The sequence below is a fragment of the Streptomyces sp. NPDC004788 genome, from assembly GCF_053601115.1.
The window spans coordinates 1-21,809 of the sequence record NZ_JBSGBF010000057.1 but is presented as its reverse complement, the minus strand read 5'-3'; the positions used below and the strand labels follow the sequence as shown (position 1 = coordinate 21,809).

At 70.4% G+C, this 21,809-nt stretch carries 11 protein-coding genes and 1 pseudogene; 8 read left to right on the top strand and 4 right to left on the bottom strand.

Annotated elements, in window-relative coordinates; genetic code table 11:
- Nucleotides 1–23: 23 nt before the first annotated feature.
- Together ACWEJX_RS23590 and ACWEJX_RS23585 are read left to right on the top strand one after the other, a co-directional pair.
- The gene (locus ACWEJX_RS23590; RefSeq protein ID WP_451609390.1) at nt 24–4,142 is read left to right on the top strand and encodes an FG-GAP-like repeat-containing protein; all 4,119 of its coding nucleotides are present in this window, start codon (nt 24–26) and stop codon (nt 4,140–4,142) included.
- A gap of 229 nt (nt 4,143–4,371) precedes the next feature.
- Nucleotides 4,372–10,545: an RHS repeat domain-containing protein gene (locus tag ACWEJX_RS23585; RefSeq protein ID WP_451609389.1), complete on the top strand. Its 6,174-nt coding sequence runs from the start codon at nt 4,372–4,374 to the stop codon at nt 10,543–10,545.
- Between the two features lie 129 nt (nt 10,546–10,674).
- Here the strand turns inward: ACWEJX_RS23585 and ACWEJX_RS23580 are convergent, their stop codons facing one another.
- Entirely contained in the window at nt 10,675–11,097 is a 423-nt protein-coding gene (locus ACWEJX_RS23580) for a MarR family winged helix-turn-helix transcriptional regulator (RefSeq protein ID WP_403788531.1), read from the bottom strand.
- Nucleotides 11,098–11,280: 183 nt separating this feature from the next.
- Between ACWEJX_RS23580 and eno the strand changes: the two genes are divergently transcribed.
- Complete coding sequence (gene eno, locus ACWEJX_RS23575) at nt 11,281–12,561, top strand: phosphopyruvate hydratase (RefSeq protein WP_451609388.1); 1,281 nt, start codon at nt 11,281–11,283, stop codon at nt 12,559–12,561.
- A gap of 275 nt (nt 12,562–12,836) precedes the next feature.
- On the opposite strand, the gene ACWEJX_RS23570 is transcribed toward eno, so the two are convergent.
- Nucleotides 12,837–14,300 (bottom strand): glycosyltransferase family 2 protein, encoded by a 1,464-nt coding sequence (locus ACWEJX_RS23570; RefSeq protein ID WP_451609387.1) that lies wholly within the window; start codon nt 14,298–14,300, stop codon nt 12,837–12,839.
- A 373-nt stretch (nt 14,301–14,673) separates the two neighbouring features.
- Here ACWEJX_RS23570 and ACWEJX_RS23565 point away from each other — a divergent pair, with 373 nt between their 5' ends.
- From ACWEJX_RS23565 to ACWEJX_RS23550, 4 genes are all read left to right on the top strand, one after another.
- The gene (locus ACWEJX_RS23565; protein ID WP_451609386.1) at nt 14,674–16,566 is read left to right on the top strand and encodes an APC family permease; all 1,893 of its coding nucleotides are present in this window, start codon (nt 14,674–14,676) and stop codon (nt 16,564–16,566) included.
- Between the two features lie 153 nt (nt 16,567–16,719).
- Entirely contained in the window at nt 16,720–17,112 is a 393-nt protein-coding gene (locus ACWEJX_RS23560) for a hypothetical protein (RefSeq protein WP_451609417.1), read from the top strand.
- Between the two features lie 436 nt (nt 17,113–17,548).
- Nucleotides 17,549–18,805 (top strand): SLC13 family permease, encoded by a 1,257-nt coding sequence (locus tag ACWEJX_RS23555; protein WP_451609413.1) that lies wholly within the window; start codon nt 17,549–17,551, stop codon nt 18,803–18,805.
- Nucleotides 18,806–18,810: 5 nt separating this feature from the next.
- Nucleotides 18,811–19,311 carry a universal stress protein gene (locus ACWEJX_RS23550; protein WP_451609385.1) on the top strand — a complete coding sequence of 167 codons (501 nt, stop codon included), beginning with the start codon at nt 18,811–18,813 and terminating at the stop codon, nt 19,309–19,311.
- 510 nt (nt 19,312–19,821) lie between these two features.
- Here ACWEJX_RS23550 and ACWEJX_RS23545 read toward each other — a convergent pair.
- Nucleotides 19,822–20,346 carry an AAA family ATPase gene (locus ACWEJX_RS23545; protein ID WP_451609384.1) on the bottom strand — a complete coding sequence of 175 codons (525 nt, stop codon included), beginning with the start codon at nt 20,344–20,346 and terminating at the stop codon, nt 19,822–19,824.
- Between the two features lie 226 nt (nt 20,347–20,572).
- Here ACWEJX_RS23545 and ACWEJX_RS23540 point away from each other — a divergent pair.
- A pseudogene (locus tag ACWEJX_RS23540) lies at nt 20,573–20,854 on the top strand (mobilization protein); the annotation flags it as partial.
- Between the two features lie 4 nt (nt 20,855–20,858).
- On the opposite strand, the gene ACWEJX_RS23535 reads toward ACWEJX_RS23540, so the two are convergent.
- Nucleotides 20,859–21,050 (bottom strand): hypothetical protein, encoded by a 192-nt coding sequence (locus ACWEJX_RS23535; protein ID WP_451609383.1) that lies wholly within the window; start codon nt 21,048–21,050, stop codon nt 20,859–20,861.
- Between the last annotated feature and the right edge of the window lie 759 nt (nt 21,051–21,809).

Below are 21,809 nucleotides of genomic sequence, written 5' to 3'. Positions count from 1 at the left end.
AGAGAACAGAGGAAGAGAAGAGAGTGTCAGCAAGAAGCACGTACACCAACCACGGCTCAGGCCGCTGGAGACGGGCGCTGAGCCGGGCGACGGTCCTCGTCGCCGTGGCCGCCCTGGGTTCCGCCGGAGCGATCGCCCCGACGGCGTCCGCCGTCGTGCCGTCGGTCGCCGTCACCGGCGACGACGGCAGCGTCAGTCCCGAGGACAAGGCGCTGCAGGACGCCAAGGCGACCGGGCAGCCGGTGGAGCTGACCAAGGACCGCACCGAACTGTCCGACACCTGGGTCAACCCCAACGGGACGTTCGTCGTCAAGCGGTACGGCACTCCGGTGCGCATCATGCGGGACGGCGCCTGGGTGCCCACCGACCCGACGCTGGAGTTCGCCGCCGACGGATCGGTGCGCCCCAAGGCCACCTCGGTCGTCGTCTCGTTCTCCGGCGGAGGCACCGGCCCCATCCTCACGGGCGTCAAGAACGGCCGTACGCTGTCGCTGTCCTGGCCGACCGCGCTCCCGAAGCCCACGCTCAACGGCAACGTGGCCACGTACGCCGAGGTGCTGCCGGGCGTCGACCTCCAGCTGAAGTCCGAGGTCGAGGGCTTCTCGCAGCTGATCGTCGTCAAGACGCCCGAGGCGGCCGCCAACCCCCAGCTGGCGACGCTGAAGTACACGATGTCCACGGTCGGCGTGACGGTCAGCACCGACTCCACGACCGGCGCGGTCACCGCGACCGACCCCGCCGGGCAGACGGTCTTCACCAGCCCGTCGCCGGTCATGTGGGACTCCACCACGGCCACCGAGCCGCCGACCACGGCTCCCGCCACGACCGCCACCACGGCTTCCTTCGCCTCGTACGAGACGACCGCGACGGACCCCGCGCCCGCCCCCGGCAGCGCCTTCGAGCAGCCCGCCGGTGCCAAGGAAGCCGTGATGCCGACCACGGTGAGCGGCAACAGCCTCCAGATCACCCCGGACCAGACCCTGCTGAAGGCGGCCGACACCACCTACCCGGTGTACATCGACCCCTCCTGGGCCTGGGGCGGCCGCAACAACTGGACTCGGGTGTTCAAGAAGTACCCGAACCAGAACTTCCTCAACGCCAACGAGGTGGCCCGGGTCGGCTACGAGAACGAGACCGGCGGCCTGTCGCGCTCGTTCTTCGAGATGGACACCTCCAACGTGCGCTGGGCGAAGGTGACCCGCTCCACGTTCCGGATCAAGAACACCTGGTCCTGGTCCTGCCAGCCCCGCACCGTCCAGCTGTGGCACACCAAGGGCATCAACAACAAGACCACCTGGAACAACCAGCCCGACAAGATCGACTGGCTGGCGGACGTGAACGAGTCCAAGGGCTGGAGCTCGTCCTGCGCCGCGGGCAACCTCGAGTTCGACCTGACCTGGAAGATGCAGCGTGTCGCCGCGGCCGGCGACTCCAGCATCACCCTCGGTCTGTACGCCGCCAACGAGAGCGACACGTACGGCTGGAAGAAGTTCGACCCGAAGACCGCGGTCCTGGAGACGGAGTACAACAACCCGCCGGCGACCCCGACCGGCCTCGGCACCAACCCCCGGACGGACTGCTCCGCCGGTGGCCTGATCGGCAACACCACGATCAGCCTCTACGCCTTCGTCACCGACCCCAACGCGGGCAACCTATCCGCCCAGTTCCAGGTCTTCAAGGACGGGAACATGGTCGTCGACTCGTGGATCCCGGGCCTGCGGGACCGGGTCTCCACGCTCGTCGTCCCCGACGACAGACTTCCCACCGGCAGCTACACCTGGCGGGTCCGGGCGTACGACCAGAGCGAGTACTCCGACTGGAGCCAGACCTGCACCTTCTCCGTCGACCGCACCCGGCCCGAGAAGGCACCGAAGGTCGACTCGACCGACTTCCCCAACGGTGACGCGGGCTGGCCCGCCGGCACCGGCAAGGCCCGCACGCCCGGCTCGTTCACCCTCTCCGCCAACGGCGTCGCCGATGTGGTCCGTTACGCGTACTACACCGACTGGAACCCCGAGGTGAAGACCGTCACGGTGGCGGCGGGCGGACAGACCTCGGTCTCGCTCACCCCGCCCGGCGTCGGACCGCACTTCGTCTACGCCTTCAGCCAGGACGCCGCGGGCAACCGCTCCGACACCGCCACCTACCTGTTCTACGCGGGCCGTTCCCTCACCCGGGACGTGGCCTACGACGTCAACGGCGACGGCAACCGCGACATCTGGAGCAAGGACTCCTTCGGCACGCTCGTGACGTACGCGGGCCAGGGCAACGCCACCTTCTCCTCGGTCACCAACGGCGGCGTCAGCCTGGGCGGCTCGCAGGCCGTCGTCTCCGGCGACTGGGGCCAGGACGGCTACAACGACCTGGTCACGCTGGAGAACGACACGGTCGACAAGTCCGACAAGCTGTGGATGTACCCCAACAACGGCCTCGGCTACGTCCAGGCCCGCAAGCGGGTGCAGATCACCGTCTCCTGCCCGGTCCAGGACCCCGACAGCGGCTGTACGGAGGAGGGCGACGACCACTGGCAGGGAGCCTCCCAGATCCTCAGCGCCGGTGACCTCAACGGCGACGGCCAGTCCGACCTGCTCGTCAAGCAGGGCAAGCGGCTCTGGGCCTACTTCGGCGACCGCGCCGGCCTGACCCTGGACACGCACGGCGCGCCCGTGCTCGTCGGCGGCGACGACTGGGACAAGTACACCGTCATCACCCCCGGCGACCTCAACGGCGACGCGATCCCCGACCTCTGGCTGCGGGACGACGCGAACGGCGACATCCTGCGCAGCTACGGCCGCAAGAGCGCGGAGGGCAAGACGGTCGACCTGGCCACCTGGGGCGCCGAGCCCCGTACCCGGGTCGGCGTGGGCGTCACGAAGGCCCTCTACCCGCAGGTCGGCTCGTCCGGTGACCTCTCCGGTGACGGGGTGACGGACCTGTGGGCCCGCCAGGCCGACAACACCATGTTCGGCTGGTACGGGCAGGCGTGGGACGGGAGCGTGAACTCCTTCTCCGGTGGGTTCCAGATCGACGGCGTGGCCGGCGCCCGGATCCCCTCCGGAACCACGCTGGCCTCCGGCCAGTCGTACACCAGCGGCGACTCCAGGCTGGTCATGCAGACCGACGGCGACCTCGTGCTGTTCACCCGGGACAAGCGGGTGTGGGCGACCCACACCAACGGTCACACCGGTGCCTTCGCGCGCATGCAGACGGACGGCAACTTCGTCGTCTACACCGCGGACGGTTCCACCGCGCTGTGGGCGAGCGGGACCAACGGCAAGCCGAAGGGCTACGCCGTGCTGCTCGGACGCGGTGTCCTGGTCATCTACAACGCGCTCGGCCAGGGCCAGTGGACGAGCGGCTCGCAGAGCCGGCCCGACTACAACGCCGACGGCTACACCGACGTGCTGGTCCGTGACGGCAACGGTGACATGTGGGTCTACCCCGGCACCGCGGGCTCGGGTACCAGCAGGCTCGGGAACCGCTACTTCGTCGGCAACGGCTGGTGGCGGGACTACTGGACCAACGCCTACACCGCCGACCTCAACAACGACGGCAACACGGACATCGTCGGACGCGACAAGGACGGCAACCTCGTCCTCTATCCGGGCACCGGCCGGACGGACCCCTACTCCTTCGGCAGCCCCGTCCTGGTCGGCATCGGCTGGAACATGTACGACACCCTCGGCTTCGGCGACATCAACGGCGACGGCCGCACCGATGTCATCGGCCGGGACGGCAACGGTGACCTCTGGGTCTACCCGCACTCGGGCGGCACCGGCACCGAGACCCTGAGCCCTCGGGTCTTCATCGGCAACGGCTGGTGGCCGGCCTCCTGGACCACGATCCGGTTCGCCGACATGAACGGCGACCACAAGGTCGACATCATGGGCCGTACCGACGGGGGCGACCTCTTCGTCTACCCGAACACCACGACGAGCCCTGACGCCATCAGCTTCGGCCCCCGCTACTTCAACGGCAACGGCTGGTGGAACGGCTACTGGAACCCGTTCGCCACCGACCTGGACAGCGACGGTGCGGCCGAGTCCGTGGGCGTGACCAACGGCGGGGAGCTGTACGACTACCTCCCCGGCGGCCGTGAGTTCATCGGCTCCGGCTGGGGCCCCCTGGACGTCATCCTCTGACCTCCGGGCGCCCCACCCCGAAGTTCTCCTCCCGGCAGGTGCGGACCTCCGCACCTGCCGGGAGGCATGCGCACCGCGCACATTCGATCACCTGTTTTTGGAGGGGGAAGAAGTGAAACGATTCGGCAAGCTCGGCCTGCCGATTCTCGTCACCACGGCGGTACTCGCGAGCGTGATTCCCAGCGCCGCGTTCGCCGCAGGAGCGGACGGCGGGACACGACCTCCCGACGTGAGACAGCCGAAGGCCGTCCCCGTCGAGAGAGTCGCCCTGGGCGGAAAGAAGAGACCGGACGCGGCAGCCGCCAACTCCTGGGCGAAGAAGGCCCCGAAGGTGAGCTGGCCCGCTCCGGGCGCCGCCGAGGTGTCGCTCGCGACCGGCGGCCGGGCGGGAACCCTCCCGGTCACGGTGAGCGCGGACACCGCGAAGCCGCGCAAGGCCGTCCCGGCCGCGCCCGGGAACCAGGCGCCGGCGAAGAGCCAGGCACCGGCGAAGGCTGCCGCGCCCGTGAAGGTGAAGGTCGCCCTCGCCTCCCGCAAGGCCGCCCGCGCGGCCGGGGTCGAAGGCGTGCTCCTGACGCTCGGCCGCACCGACGGGGCGAAGAAGCCCACCCCGGCCCGTGTCGGCGTCGACTACGCGTCCTTCCGCGGCGCGTACGGCGGCGACTGGGCCGCCCGGCTGCGGCTCGTGGAGCTGCCCGCCTGCGCGCTCACCACACCGCGCGATCCCCAGTGCCGTACGGCGAAGCCGCTGCCGACGACCAACGACGTCAAGGCCGGCACGCTGTCCGCCCGTACGATGATGGCGTCCGGCGCCACCGTCCTCGCGGCGACCGCAGGGGCCGCCGGCCCGACCGGCGACTACAAGGCGACCGGGCTCCAGGCCTCGGGCTCGTGGAGCGCGGGCGGGTCCACCGGCGCCTTCACCTGGTCCCATCCGATCGGCGTGCCCGGCGTCCCCGGCAACCTCGCGCCGAAGATCCAGCTCGGCTACAACTCGCAGTCGGTGGACGGCCGCACGGCCGCCTCGAACAACCAGCCGTCCTGGCTGGGCGACGGCTGGGACTGGGAGCCGGGCTTCATCGAGCGCCGCTACAAGCCGTGCGAACTCGACAAGACCGGTGGCACCAACACCACCAAGGTCGGCGACCTGTGCTGGTACAACGACAACGCCACCCTGTCGCTCGGCGGCAAGAACACCGAACTGGTCTACCAGGACGGCAAGGGCTGGGTGCCCGCGAGCGACTCGGGCGAGAAGGTCGAGAAGCTGACCGGCGCCGCCAACGGCGACGACAACGGTGAGCACTGGAAGGTCACCACGACCGACGGCACCCAGTACTTCTTCGGCCTGAACCGGCTGCCCGGCTGGAGCGACCACGGCGCGGCCGCCGACGACCCGGTCACCAACTCCGCGTGGACGGTGCCGGTCTTCGGCAACCAGGCCGGTGAGCCCTGCTACAACTCCTCGTTCGCGAACGGCTGGTGCCAGCAGGCATGGCGCTGGCAGCTCGACTACGTGGTCGACCCGCAGGGCGACGCCATGGCCTTCTACTGGAACACCGAGTCCAACAACTACGGCCGGAACGTCGACGCCACCACGGGCAAGGCCACGGTCACGCCCTATGTGCGGGGCGGCTGGCTCGACCACATCGACTACGGTCTGCGCTCCGACGCCGTGTACGGCGGCAAGGCGATGGGCCGGGTCGACTTCGGCGTCTCCGAGCGCTGTCTGACCGACTGCGGCACCTTCGACGAGGCCCACGCCAAGAACTGGCCGGACGTCCCGTTCGACCAGTACTGCGCGGACGGCTCGACCGAGTGCAAGGACAAGTACTCGCCGACCTTCTGGTCGCGCAAGCGCCTCACCTCCATCACCACCAGGATCCTCACCGGCGGCACCTACCAGGACGTCGACAGCTGGACCCTCGACCAGGACTTCCCCGCCTCCGGCGACGGCATCTCCACCCCGATGTGGCTGAAGTCCATCCAGCGCACCGGCAAGGCGGGCGGCTCGATCCCCCTGCCGCCGGTGACGTTCGCGGGCGAGCAGCGGGCCAACCGCGTCGACAAGACCGGCGACGGCCTGGCCGCGTTCATCCGCCTGCGCCTTTACCAGATCACCACCGAGACCGGCGGCACCATCGGCGTCAGCTACTCGCAGCCCGAGTGCACCGACACCACCCTGCCGGCCCCCGACGCCACCAACACCACCCTCTGCTACCCGGTCAAGTGGGCGTACGAGGGTGACACGGCCAAGCTCGACTGGTTCAACAAGTACGTCGTCACCCAGGTCGTCGAGGGTGACAACCTGGCCGAGTCCCCGGACAAGGTGACCTCCTACGCGTACCTGGGCGGAGCCGGCTGGGCGAAGAGCACCGACGAGTTCGCCAAGCCCGAGGACCTCACCTACTCCGTCGCCCGCGGCTACGAGCGGGTCCAGATCCGCGCCGGTGCCGCCTTCGACGCCAGGACCCTGGAGGAGAAGCGCTTCTTCCGCGGGATCGACGGCGCCACGGTGAACGACTCGGCCGGCGTCCCGGCCACCGACCGCGAGCAGTTCGCCGGCATGGTCCGCGAGGACGCCACCTACGACGGCGACGACACGGGCAAGCTCGTCTCCGCCACCTCGTACACCCCGTGGCGCTCGGACCCCGGCAACACCCGTACCCGTCCCGGCCTGCCCGACCTCGTGTCGTACAAGACGGGCACGGAGAAGGAGTCGACCCGCACCACCGTCAACGGCGGCGTCCGCACCACCGAGAAGACCCGCCACTTCGACGCCTACGGCATGGTCGACCAGGTCTCGGAGAGCGGCGACACGGCCAAGTCCGGCGACGAGCAGTGCACCACCACCTCCTACGCCCGCGGCACCGGCCCGATCGTCGACAAGGTCAGCCGCGTGGAGACCGTGGCCGTGCCCTGCGGCGCCCCGGTGTCCCGGCCCCGTGACGTCATCGACGACGTCCGCACGGCCTACGACGGAGGCGAGCCCGGCGACGCCCCGAGCCGCGGCCTGGTCACCCGCAAGGAGCGCATCAACGGCTCCGGCACCGGATACGCCACCGTCCAGTCGACGCCCGTCGCCGACTACGACATCTACGGCCGTCCGCTCAGCGTCGCCGACGCCTACGGCAAGGTGACCCGCACCGCGTACACCCCCGCCACCGGCGAGGTGCCGACGCAGAACGTGGTCACCAACACCAAGGGCCACACGGTCACCACCGACACGGAGCCGCTGCGCGGTCAGTCCACCCGGATCACCGACGCCAACGGGAAGGTCACCACGACCGTGTACGACGCCCTCGGGCGGCTCGTCAAGGTCTGGAAGCCGACCCGGTCGGCCGTCACGTACCCGGACTCGCCGAGCATCGCGTTCGAGTACCTCGTGCGCAACGACGGCCCGCTCGTCGTGACCACGAAGACCCTCACCCACGACGCCAAGTACGCCGTCTCGTACTCCATCCACGACGGCATGCTGCGCGAGCGGCAGACCCAGAAGCCCTCCCCGGACCTCGCCGGACGGCTGGTCACGGAGACCTTCTACGACACCCGCGGTCTCGCCTGGCGCAACTCCGGGATCTTCTTCGCCTCCGGCGCGCCCGAGCCCGTCCTGGTCACCGGCCAGGAACTGAACTACCCGGCGTCCACGGACACCGAGTACGACGGCGCCGGCCGCGTCACCGCCGTGATCTCCAAGCGCTTCGGCGACGAGACCAAGCGCACCACCACCCGCTACACCGGTGACACGACCACCACGATCCCGCCCGCCGGCGGCATCGCGAGCACGGTCGTGACCGACGCGCTCGGCCGCACCGTCGAGGTGCGGCAGTACACCGACGCGGCGCGGACCACGTCCCAGAGCACCCGGCGGACGTACGACGACCATGGCCGGCTCGCCCAGGTCACCGACCCGTCCGGCGCCACCTGGCGGTACACGTACGACGTCCGCGGCCGCCAGATCCAGACCGACGACCCCGACAAGGGCGTCGTGAAGTCCACCTTCGACGACGGGGACCGCATCACGGACGTCCAGGACGCCCGGGGCGTGACCCTGCACACCGACTTCGACGAGCTCGGCCGCCGGACCGCCCTGAAGAAGGACGGCGTCACCCTCGCCGCGTGGGAGTACGACACCGTCGCCAAGGGGCAGGTCTCCAAGTCCACGCGGTACGTGAACGGCAACGCGTACGTGTCGGCGGTCACCACCTACAACAGCCTCTACCAGCCCGTCGTCACCCAGACGACGATCCCGGTCTCGGAGGGCGCCCTCGCGGGCACGTACAAGTGGACCACCTCCTACAACCCCAACTCCGGCCAGGCGATGTGGACCCAGCAGCCCGCCATCGGCGGACTGCCGGCGGAGAAGATCACCAACACCTACAGCGCGCAGGCCGGTCTGCTGACCACGGTCGGCGCGGGCACCGACCCGCTGGTCAACGACACCACCTATGACCACTACGGGCGCCGGATCATCGAGAAGTACGGCGAGTTCGGCAAGACGCTGACGACCTCGTACGTCTACGACGAGCACACCGGCTCCCTGACCGACAGCTACCTGGACCGGGACGTCGCGCCGCAGCGCGTCGAGGACGCCCACTACCGGTACGACCCGGCGGGCAACGTCACGTCGGTCTCCACCTCGTACGGCCAGGACGCGGCCCGCACCACCGACACCCAGTGCTTCGGCATCGACGCCCTGCGGCGCGTCACCGAGGCGTGGACCGACAAGAACACGGCCTGCTCCGCCGCGCCCTCGGACGCGGCCGTCGGCGGCCAGGACCCCTACTGGACCTCGTACACCTACGACGCGGTGGGCAACCGCAGGACGGAGACCGACCACAAGGCCGCGACGGGCGCGGCCGCCGACACCGTGCGCGGCTATGACGCGCCGACGGCCGGCAAGCACGACCTGACCAAGGTCACGCAGAGCGGCACCGACCCGCACCAGGAGCTCTTCGGCTACGACAAGTCCGGAAACCTGGAGACGCGGACCCGCGGCGCGGCCCCGGGCGAGACCTTCACCTGGGACGACGAGGGACACCTCGCGGCGGTGCGGGAGGGGACCAACCAGAAGGTCTCCTACGTGTACGACACCGACGGGCAGCGGCTCGTCGAGCACGACGCCACCGGCACGACGCTCTACCTCTCCTTCGGCAACGAGCTGCACCTGCCCACGGGCGCCACCACCGCCACGGGCACCCGGTACTACACGGCCGACGGTCGCAATGTGGCCATCCGGACCGGAGGGAAGCTCACCTTCACCTTCGCCGACCACCACGGCACCGGCACCACCCAGGTGACCGCCGACGCCGCACAGACCGTCACCCGCCGCAAGACCACCCCCTTCGGGGCCACGCGCGGCACCGGGCCCACCGGCTGGACCGGCGACAAGGGCTTCGTCGGAGGCACGAACGACGAGCCCACGGCGCTCGTCCACCTCGGGGCGCGCGAATACGACCCGACCACCGGGCGGTTCATCAGCGTCGACCCCGAGATCGACCTCAACGACCCGCAGCAGTCCCAGGGTTACACCTACGGCAACAACAACCCGGCCACCAACGGCGACCCGACCGGCCGGATGCTGGAGGAGTGCTGGAACGGCACGATCGCCTGCAAGGGCGGCAGGCCCGTGATGGACGAGACGCCCAAGGACCCGGATCCTCAGCCGATCGTCGACGACATGATGGACGACGTCCTCGACGCCGGCTGGGGCAAGATGCCCGACGGCTCGGTCCGCAAGCCTTTCAACGTGGGCAAGGGACCGAACCGCGGAATCATCCGCGTCACCTTCTTCATCCACACGAAGGTGGCCGCGCTCGGCGCGCTCCTCGGCGACGACCGTGACGCGTCCATCGACCCGCACAAGCCCTACCGGATGTCCCTGGTGTGGAACACCGAGTCGGGCGACTGCACCTTCACGGTGACCGCGTCCCACACCACGCCGGGGCCGGCCCACGTCGATCAGCCCGGTGTCCTCAGCCGGATCGGCGGTCCCAGCAAGATGGTCCCCGGCACTCCGAGCAAGATGCTCCCCGCCAACCCGCTGGTGCTCGAGGGATGGCCGGGCGACACCTGGGGCGGCGACAACGTCGTGGACACCACCAACCTCGGGCACACGACGAACTCCGATCAGCTGGACGTCGGCGTGCACGCCGTCAACAGCCTGATGAACTTCTTCGCCGTCGACCAGACGATCAAGGTCAAGGCGACGGAGACGTCCGTCACCGTCAACCGGACGGGCGACGCCTACCCGGACATGGAGGTCGTCCAGTACCGGACCAACCAGGCGCCGCGCGTGATCGCCACGGACCGCATGGCGAGCGAGACCGGCATGGACTCGGCCCCCTTCTGGGGCCCGACGATCAACAAGACCTGGACGGACGGGCGCTGCGTGTCGGGATGCTGACGCGCGCGACCGCCTCCTGAGAGGGACGCACGAACCGATGCCCCGGCGGGAGACCCGCCGGGGCATCGGCATGCCCGGCCCCCCGTCCAGACGCCCACCCACCGGCCTTGCTGACCGTCCGGGGAAGGACTAGTGCGCCGCCAGCCGCTCCACCAGCTCGATCCCTCGGGCCAGCAACTCCCGCTCCTCGCCCGTGAGTTCCGCCTCGATCGCCCGCGCGAGCCAATCCGCCCTGCGCCCCCGCTCCTCCTCCAGCAGCGCCTGCCCGGCAGGGGAGAGCTCGACGAGGCTCTTGCGGCCGTCGGTCGGGTGCGCACGGCGCGTGATCAGCCCTTGGTCCATGAGCAGTCCGACGGCTCGGGCCATGGACTGGGGGCGCACCCGTTGATCGACGGCCAGTTCGCTGGTCGTCATCGCACCGCTGCGGTCCAGCGCGCCGAGCACGGACGCCTGGCCGAGCGGCATCTGGTCCTCGAGCTTCATGCGCCGGGTGAGCTTTCCCATCACGGTGCGTAGCTCGGCGGCGATGGTGGCGGATTCCGGAAGGGGCATACCGGATTTTAACGCAGCTCACCTGCGCAGCGGGACTGAGCAGTGAGGCTGTGCAGCGAGGCTGTGCAGCGTAACTGAACAGCAGAACTGTGCAGCATTGCTGTAGAGTCTTTCTCTGCCGGGTCCCGCGCCACCGTCGCCGCACCCGAACCCGGCGCGTATGCGACAACGGGGAGGACTCCCATGACCGCCATCGCCTCCGTCACCGGCCGCCGCGTCCTCGACAGCAGGGGCAACCCCACCGTCGAAGTGGATGTGGAGCTCGCGGACGGATCCCTCGGCCGGGCCGCGGTTCCCTCCGGCGCCTCGACCGGCGCCCGTGAGGCCGTCGAACTGCGCGACGGCGACCCGGCCCGGTGGCACGGCAAAGGTGTCGACCAGGCGGTAAGGCACGTCAACACGGAGCTCGCGGCCGTCGTCGTCGGGCGTGAGGCCGAGGACCAGGCCGGCCTCGACGCCGCACTCGTCGCCGCGGACGGCACCCCGACCAAGTCGAGGCTCGGCGCCAACGCGATCCTCGGGGTGTCCCTGGCCGCCGCGAAGGCCGCTGCCGCGGCCCACCGCCTTCCCCTCTACCGCTACGTCGGTGGCTCCGACGCCCGGCTGCTGCCCGTACCGATGATGAACATCGTCAACGGGGGCGCGCACGCCGACAACCCGCTGGACTTCCAGGAGTTCATGATCGCCCCGATCGGCGCGGAGACCTTCGCCGAGGCCGTGCGGATGGGATCCGAGATCTTCCACACCCTGCGCCGCGACCTCCTCGCCGCCGGGCACTCGACGGGAGTGGGCGACGAGGGCGGCTTCGCACCCGCCCTGCGCACCGCCGAGGAGGCCCTCGACTTCGTGGTGGCCGCCGTCGAGCGGACGGGCTACCGGCCGGGCACGGACATCGGCCTGGTCATGGACCCGGCCTCGTCCGAGTTCTTCCGCGACGGCGTCTACGACTACACCGGGGAAGGGGTGCGACGTACACCCGCCGAACACGCCGAGTACCTGGTCAAGTTGATCGACGCCTACCCCATCGTGTCGATCGAGGACCCGATGGCCGAGGACGACCTGACGGGGTGGCGAAACCTGACCGCGCGGGTCGGTGTGCGCTGCCAGCTCACCGGTGACGACGTGTTCTGCACCAACGAGACCCTGCTGCGCGAGGGCATCGATTCCGGCGTCGCCAACTCGGTGCTGGTGAAGGTCAATCAGATCGGCACCCTGACCGAGGCCTTGTCCACGGTCAGCGCTGCCCGCCGGGCGGGCTACACGGTCGTGATGTCGCACCGCTCGGGAGAGACGGAGGACACGACGATCGCGGACCTGGCAGTGGCGACGGGCTGCGGCCAGATCAAGACCGGATCGCTGTCCCGCTCCGACCGCACCGCCAAGTACAACCAGCTCATCCGCATCGAGGAGGAGTTGGGGGGCAGCGCGCGGTACGCGGGCGCGGAAGCACTGCGACGCCGTTAGAGACCGTCCGGCGGATCGTTCCTCTCATGACCGCGCTCACCGACGTCAAGGCCGGAGCTGCCGTGGCTGCCGGCCTGGCCCTCCCGTTCGTACCGCAGGTGGGCGCGATCGTGGTCGGGCCCTGCGATGGCCAGTCCGGTGCCGACCGCCGCCGGCGTGCGGTTCCGCCTCACCGCCGCTCGCCCAGGAGCTCCCCACGCCATCCTGTCCGGCCAGTCCGCCGACCGGCTGGTGGGCACCGGCGGCGGTTCGTGGATGCCTTCCGGCAGGCATCCTCAGTCCGTGTTCGGCCGGTGCGGGGTCTTCTCCCAGCTGAACGGGGAGAACGCCAGCTGGTGCGCGGCCCGCCACGCGGCGACCGACCACAGCACCGGGACGAGCGGGCTGAACACCGCGTGCCAGGGCGCCGCCAGTCCCGCCCGCCGGGCGGCGACGAAGGTGATGGCGATCCACACCGCGATCGAGACGCCCTGGGCGGCAAGGGCGGGGACGACCAGCCCGGCGCCGGTCGAGGACCATACCGGGCCGGAGAGGGCGAGTACGGTGAGGGCGCTCAGTACGGGCTGGAGCAGGGCGGTCACGGGAGCGGCGGCGACGACACCGAGCAGCACGAGTGTCCCGGAGGCGCCGAACCGGCGCAGGGTCCGGCCGGGGTGGCGGGTGTGGACCATGGCCGTGAGCAGGAAGCCCTTGAGCCAGCGGGTGCGCTGCCGGACGTACGGGCCGACCGTGTCGAGGGCCTCCTCCCAGGTGACCGATTCGATGGTCTCGGTGCGGTAGCCCATTGCGGCGCAGCGCATGCCGAGGTCGGCGTCCTCGGTGACGTTCCAGGCGTCCCAGCCGCCCAGCTCGCGCAGGGTGTCGGTGCGGAAGTGGTTGCTGGTGCCGCCGAGCGGGATCGGCAGCCGCAGCCGCTCAAGGCCGGGCAGGGCGAGCCCGAACCGCAGGGCGTACTCCATGGCGAACTGCCTGGTCAGCCAGTTCCCGGTGGCGTTGCGGAACAGCAGCTGCGCCTGGACGCAGGCCGTCCGCCCGTCGCGTGCGGCGAAGCGTGCCGCGACGCACCGCAGTTGGGCGGGGTCGGGGCGGTCCTCGGCGTCGAATATCACCAGCAGCTCGCCGCGGGCCAGCATGAGGCCGAGGTTCACCGAGCGGGGTTTGGTCTGCGGCGGTCCGGGCGGCAGCTGGACGATGCGGACGAACGGCGGCGGATCCGCGGCGAGTACGGCCCGGCGGGTTTCGGGGTCGTGCCGTTCCACCAGGATCAGCACCTCCAGCCGGTCCGGCGGGTAGTCGAGTCCGGCCAGGTGCCGCACCAGGCCGCCGATCACCTCGGCCTCCTGGTAGGCGGGTACCAGCACGGTGTAGGAGGGCAGTTCCGTGTCGGGGACCGGCGGATCCGCCGGAGCCGCTCCGGGCCTGCGGTGCAGCAGGCCGGCCACCGCGATGAGGGCGTGCAGCAGACTGTAGGCCGTCACCACCGCGGTCAGCAGCGTCAGGGCGACCAGTGGCGCGAACACCACCACCGCCGCGACGGCGGTGACGGCGACCGCCAGGGCCACGAGCTGCCAGCGCGCGAAGCCGGGCTTCGCCGCCAGGTCCGGGTACCGGCGGGTGAATCCGTTGGCCATCACGTCGGCCACCACCGACGACCGCTCCGTCAGGAACCGGTCCTGCGCCTCGGGCCCGCGGCCTGCCAGCTCCTCGATCGCGTCCACGCCCGCGCGGACTGTCTCCACCGTGCCACCCGTTCCTCGGCGCGCAAATGATCAAGGCCAGTGTAATGATCAGTCAGATCGCGGAAGGGCGAGGGCGCTGTGTGAGCGGTGAGGAGGAGGGCGGTGGAGCGCTTCGCAGGGCACGTCTGCCGGCCCCGACGGAAGGCGGCTACGAGACCCTCCCACGTTCGCCACGTACGGAGTTCGTCGACCGGCGGAACGACCGCCCGGAAGCAGCCATGGAATCCGCCGAAACGACCACGAAGCAGAACGCGCGTTTCGATGCTCTCAAAATATGGCTCTCTGAGGTGTGGCACAGCCTGATGCGCCGACGGCGCTCGTACCATCGCGACGTGTGAGGTTGCTGCCCAAACACATGCTCGTCGGTCGTCCCATGCGGACGAGCCAGCTCACCGAGACCCTGCTGCCGAAGCGGCTGGCCATCCCGGTCTTCTGCAGCGACCCGCTTTCCTCGGTCGCGTACGCCACCGAGGAGATCCTGCTGATCCTGGCCTTCGGCGGCACCCAGCTGCTGCACGTCGCGTGGTACGTCGCCGCCGCGATCATCGTGCTGCTGGTGGTGGTGATCTCCTCCTACCGGCAGACCTGCCACGCGTACCCCAGCGGCGGCGGAGCATACGCGGTCAGCGCGGACAACCTCGGCCGTACGGCCGCCCTCACCGCGGCCAGCGCCCTGCTGGTGGACTACGTGCTGACCGTCGCCGTCTCCGTGGTCGCCGGAGTCGCCGCCATCACGTCGGCCGCACCTTCGCTGTCGGGCTACGCGGTGGAGCTGTCCGTGGCCGCCGTCGGGTTGCTGACGCTGATGAACCTGCGCGGGGTCAAGGAGTCCGGTCGCGTCTTCGCCATCCCCACGTACGGCTTCGTGCTCGGCATCTACGTGATGTTCGCGTTCGCCGCGGTGCGCCTGGCCGGCGGTGAGACGATCCGCGCCGAGTCCGCCTCCCTGAGCATCCAGGCCACCGGCACCTACGCCGGTTTCGCGCTGGTCTTCCTCGGCATGCGGGCCTTCGCCTCCGGCTGCACCGCGCTGACCGGCGTGGAGGCGATCAGCAACGGTGTGCCCGCCTTCCAGAAGCCCAAGAGCCGCAATGCCGCGACGTCGCTGGCCGTGATGGGGCTCATGTCGATCAGCATGTTCGCCGGCATCACCGTGCTGGCCTTGCTCTACGACGTGCACGTCACCAACAGTCCCACCGAGCTGGGCCTGCCCGCCGACGCCTCCACGCCCACCGCGCTCGCCCAGATCGCCAAGGCGTCGTTCGGCGACGCCACGTTCCTCTTCTACTACGTGCAGGCGTTCACCGCGGGCATCCTCGTCCTCGCCGCCAACACCGCCTTCAACGGCTTCCCGCTGCTCGCCGGCCTGCTGGCCCAGGACCGTTTTCTGCCCCGCCAACTGCACAACCGCGGCGACCGGCTGGTCTTCTCCAACGGCATCATCCTGCTCGCGCTTGCCGCGATCGGGCTGATCATCGCGTTCGACGCGGACGTCTCCTCGATCATCCAGCTCTACATCGTCGGCGTCTTCGTGTCCTTCACGCTCTCCCAGGCGGGCATGGTCAGGCACTGGAGCAAGGAACTCGCCGAGACGACCGCCCCGGCCGCCCGGCACCGTATCCGCAGGTCACAGGCCATCAACGCCGTCGGAGCGTTCTTCACCGGCGTCGTGCTGATCATCGTGCTCGCGACGAAGTTCCTCCACGGCGCATGGATCGTCACGATCGCCATGCCGCTGCTGTTCCTCGCCATGCAGGGCATCCGCCGCCACTACGACCGCGTCTCGAGAGAACTCGCGGTCCCCCCGGACACCCGCCCTCAGCAGCCGTCCCGCAACCACGCGATCGTGCTGGTCTCCCAGATCCACGCCCCCACCCTGCGTGCCCTCGGCTACGCGCGCTCCATCCATCCGGACGACGTCGAGGCGCTCAACGTCTCCGTCGAACCGCACGAGAGCGACGAGCTGAAGCGCCAGTGGGACGAGCACGACCTGGACGTGCCGCTGGTCGTACTCGACTCCCCCTACCGGGAGGTGACCCGGCCGGTCCTCGACTACGTACGCCGCATCCGGCGCGAAAGCCCCCGCGACGTGGTCACCGTGATCGTCCCCGAGTACGTGCTGGGCCGCTGGTACGAGCAACTGCTGCACAACCAGAGCGCCCTGCGGCTGAAGACCCGGCTGCTGTTCATGCCCGGAGTGATGGTCACCAGCGTTCCGTACCAGCTCGACGACGCTCTGCGGCCGGGAGACACCGAGGCGCACTGACCGCCGGCCACGGCGCCCTGCCGTGTGGAACACGGCCCTGGCGGTCGAGGAGGCGGTTCGGCGCCTCGGCCGACGTCGTCGTCCTCGGCATCGCCGAACGCAACCGAACGCCGCAGATCTTCCCGAGCTCCGTCCCCGGGCAAGGAGTGGCAGGTGGTCGCACCCACGGACGAGCAGGCCACGATCACCAGTTGCTCGCTGATCGACTCCGGAACGGGCAAGCCCGCCGTGCATCTCTCGGGATGGTACGGAGATTGGGCCGACGCGCCGTTCACAAGGCTGCTCGAAGCCAACATGCGCATCCCGGAGGGACACAGCTCCCGCGACGCGCTGCTCGGCGAAGAATTCGGCCGCGCCAAGGCCCGGTGCGCGGGCGAATCCGCCAACTTCCTCGCCAACGGCTACGCCTCGGACAGCTCCCGGTCGGTGCTGCCGATGAGCGACGTGCGGAGCCTGCTCAACGCGTTCGCGACGGACCAGGCCGACCGCCGCGGCTGCACCGGCCTGGAGCTCCCCGACCCGACCGTCCACGCAGACCCGAACTGACCGACACCAGTGGCCACCGAGTCCCCGGGCCCGGCGGAGCAATGTGCGCAGGCGCCCGCCGCCCTCGGCGAAGGCCCCTGACCCGAGAGGCTCGCCTCCGCCCCCTTCGCGACCTGCCCGGCGAACGCCGCCCGATCGCGGATGACGTCCTCCACGGACCAGGATGGATCCCTGGTCACCCTTCCGATCGCCGCCGCGGTCATCCTCGGGGGCATCGGCTTCCCCGTTCTGCCGGAGGCCGCCGGCACCACCGGCGCGGGATCGGGGACAGAGGGGTGACATCTGACGCCGAGTCGTTTCGGAGGCCTGCAGATCCTTGCCAGGCGTGGATGATGTCGTGACCGTGACCGTGACCGTGACCATGACCGTGACGTGCAGGAGAGTGCGCGAAGGTGTATGACGTTTCTCGTCCGCAACCCCTCGGAAGGCTCCGGCCCTGAACGCCTCACTCGCCGAAGCACTGTCCGTCGTCCTGCTCCTGGCGGTGCTGGCCTGCGCGGTGATCCGGCCGTGGGGCTGGCCGGAGGCGGCCGTGGCCGTCCCCGCCGCCGGCATCGTGATCGCCACGGGCGCGATCTCGCTCGACCACGTGGCGGACGAGGCCGCCCGGCTGGGCCCGGTGATCGGCTTCCTCGCGGCCGTCCTGGTCCTGTCTCAGCTGTGCGACGACGAGGGGCTGTTCCATGCCTGTGGTGCCTGGATGGCCCGCCGGGCGGCCGGCCGGCCCCGCCGCTTGCTGGTCCTCGTCTTCGTGACGGCCTCGCTGATCACCGCGGTGCTCAGCCTGGACGCCACGGTGGTGCTGCTGACCCCGGTGGTCTTCGCCACCGCCGCCCGGCTGGGCGCTCGTGCCAAACCGCACGTCTACGCCTGCACCCACCTGTCGAACACCGCCTCGCTGCTGCTGCCGGTCTCCAACCTCACCAACCTGCTGGCGTTCGCCGCGAGCGGCCTGAGCTTCACCCGCTTCGCGGCGTTGATGGCGCTGCCCTGGCTGGTCGCCATCGGTGCCGAGTACGTCGTGATCCGCCGCTTCTTCGCCACCGACCTGGACGCGGGCGCCGAGGCGCCGCCCGCCCCCGAGCCCCGCGAACTGCCGCTGTTCGCCCTGCTCACGGTGGCGGGCACCCTGGCCGGCTTCGTGCTGACCTCGGCGCTCGGCATCGACCCGGCCTGGGCGGCGGCCGCGGGCGCGGGCGTGCTGGCGATCCGTGCCCTGGTCCGACGTCGCACCACCCCGATGGCGATCGTGCGGGCCGCGTCCCTCCCCTTCTGCGCCTTCGTGCTGGCGCTGGGCATCGTGGTCCGGGCGGTGGTCGACAACGGCCTCGCCGACGCGCTCGGCCACCTGGTTCCGGACGGCACCGACCTGGCGGCCCTCCTCGCCGTCGCGGCACTGGCAGCCGTACTGGCGAACGTCATCAACAACCTGCCCGCCGTCCTGGTGTTGCTGCCGCTGACCGCCCCCACCGGGCCCGGCGCCGTCCTGGCCGTGCTCCTCGGCGTGAACATCGGCCCGAATCTCACCTACGCCGGATCCCTGGCCACCCTGCTGTGGCGACGCATCGTGCGCGAACACGACACCGACGTGGAGCTGGGCGAGTTCACCCGGCTCGGTCTGCTCACCGTGCCCACCGCGCTGCTGCTCTCGGCGGTGGCACTGTGGGTGTCACTCCAAACGATCGGAGGCTGAACACGATGACCGTCATCGTCTGGATCGTGGAAGGCACCTGGCCCGCCTGCGTCGACGCCGCGCGCACCCACGCGCCCGAGGGCGCCGACGTGGTGCTGCTCCACGTCACCGGCCCCGAGGCGCCGGGCGCCGCGCACGGCGCCTACGCCGGGCTGCTCGGCCGCGCCCGCCCCGACCGCGATCCCGGTACCCGCGTGGAGCACCTGGCCGCCGCCGCGGGCGAACAGCTCCTGGCGGGCGCGGCCGAGCGGCTGGGACGCCCGTGCACCCGGCGCGAGCGCTCGGGCCGCGTCGAACGGGAAGTCGTGGCCGCCGCCGAAGGCGCCGACCTGCTCGTCCTCGCCCGTGACGGCGACCGCTCCCACCTCGGCCCCCGCAGCCTCGGTCCCGCCAGCCGATTCGTCGTCGACCACGCCCCCTGCCCCGTCCTCCTGGTCTGGCCAGGGACCGCCCCCGGCACGGCCACCATCCCGCCGCCACCACCCCACCCTCCGCACCACCGCTAGTGCACCGGCCGCGTGTTGCTCCGCAGTGTCGCCCCCGTCGGCGACGACGATGGCGATGGCGATGGCGATGGCGACGGCCAGGCCAGCTTCGCCAGCAGTCCGCGAAGGGAAGTGCTGAGCGGGCCAGGGAGTCGTGGGCGATCTGGTCGTTGGTCTTGATCGCGACGTGACAGGGCAGGCCGCCCCGGAAGCGGCGGATGTCGGCGAGGATCTCCGGCACGGGCGGCGAGGTGCGGGTCGGGTCGAGGCCGGCTGCGGTGAAGGCGGGATCCCACGGCGGTTCGACGACGTAGGTGTCGTGGGTGCTGCGGGCCGGCAGGTGGGTGGCTCGTGCTCTCGCGTCCTGCCGACGATGTCAGCGCGTTCCGTAGGTGCGGAACGTCTTGCGGTCACGGGCCCAGTCGCCGGGAGATCGTCGGGCCCGTCCAACCTGACGCTTAGGGGCTGTCCGCGCATCCTCTCGGGCCAGTGCAGGCACTCCCGGTACGGCTGTGTCGTGGGCCGCATCAGTCATGTGAACGACGGCCACCGGTCGGCGGCCCACTCCCGCCAGTCGACCCAGCCGGGCGGCGGGCCGGCGCTCCTGCGGCCCTCCAGCTCCGCCGCGTCGGGCTCCTCAAAATGGGCGCGCCCGTGAAGGATGTCGGCCTCCGACATCGGCAATGTCTCCTCGGGGGCGGTCGCCCAGCGGTGGGCGATACGGGCGCGTTGGGTCTCCTCGTCCACCGGCAGGTAGACCATGCGGAAGCACGCCTTCTCGGCCTCCACCAGCGAGCGGATCGCAGACCGTTCGTTCCGTGACCAGCAGCCGTAGTCCACGACGACGTTGGTGCTCAGTTTGACCGCCTCCAGGGCGAGCCAGAGCATGCGCCCTTCCAGCACGTCGCGCTTCCCGTCCGCCTCCGCCTTGCCGAACAGTGGAATCATCCAGTCGTCGGGCGTCAGGCGGAGCGCGCCGTGCTCCGCGGCGATCTTTCGAGCCCGCGTGGTCTTCCCGGCCCCGGGCAGGCCGACCATCAGGAATAACGTGGTCACAACCAGATCGTGGCAGAGAAGCCAATCAGACGACCACCGCTTTATCTGCCCGATCACGGGCTGAGCCACAGGCGGATGGAGGCCACGGTGACAGTGCCATGGAAGGCGAAGGGGCGCTTGTCGTAGCGTGTGTCCACGGTGCGGAAGCGCTTGAGTCAGTTGATCGTGCGCTCGACCTCGTTGCGGCGCTCGTATCTCTCCTTGTCGAAGCCCGCCGGCCGGCCTCCACACCAGGGCGCTCCGCTCGGCCGCCCGAGGCATCGTCCAGGCCGGCGGCGCGGTCGGCCGGGGTGAGGACTGCGGCACCACCGCCATGATCTTCTCCACCCTGGTGCTCGTCGCCTCCGCCGCCGCCCGCTGGCACTCCGCTCGCGGTCACACCCGGCACGCCTACACGTCCCGACAGGCCGCCGAGCATCTGCGAACTGCCTGTCATCAGGCCGCTACTACGCCGATGTTGTTGCTGCACGACCAGGGCCGAGCTCTCCCCGGGGCCCAAAGCCGGACGAGGGCTAAAGGCCCAGGTCGAGGGCCAAGCACGAGTAGTACTTCCATGCGTTCTCGGGGTTGTACGCGGCGCCGCCCGAGCCCGGGTCGACGTCCGCCTCGGTGGTCATCTCCTCGAAGCGGATCCGCTCGGGGAGCTTGCCGAAGCGCGCGTGCCGTGCCGCCGCGGCGGCGTCCGTGACGATCTCTTTCTTCATGACCGTGCTCCACTTCGTCGCTCGTGGATCGTGTCCTGCTGGTCGCCTGCGGCGAGTACTGTCAGCGTGCACCAGCCCACGTCACCTGTCAAGCCGGTGACGCGATGTGGGGCTGACACATGTCTGTGCCGCACATGTCGGGTGGAGGCTCGGAGCAGCGTGGTGTGTGCGAAACGTGTTCCGGCCGCCCGAACAGGGACCGCGTACGAAAAGGAGAAGGTGAACCAGCGGGGGCAGGGCGCACTTTCTCAGGATGAACACCCGAGCAGGATGTGCGACAGTCGTCGACTGGCTGCAGAGCACCTGGACGACGCGCGGGTCGCGGGCGCCGGAGCGGCGAACGCTGCCGGCCGGCCTCCGCTTCAGGAGGGCGCGTATATCTCCTCGGGCACCACTGGGACGGGCGAGGTGACCAAGGTCGACCTCGGCGACGGCGGAGCGTGCCACACGCCGACCCAGCCGGCCCTCTCGGTTCAGATCGCCAACGGCTCCGCACCCTTGGAGCTGTACTCCGGGAACTGCTGCACCGGATCCGCTCGGCGCTCCGGCTCTCTGGCCCAGACCGACCTTCCGTCAGCCCATCGGCACCGCGGAGGACAGCCGCCTGCCCTCGCACCCGCACGGGTACAGGTGTGGCGCACTGTACGTCTGCGTGTGACGTTCGTCGGCCCGCGCCGCCTACGCCGACAGCGAGCGGCAGACGAAGGTGTCGCCGCTCATGATGGACGAGTGGATGCCGGCCTTCATCACCCAGCTTGC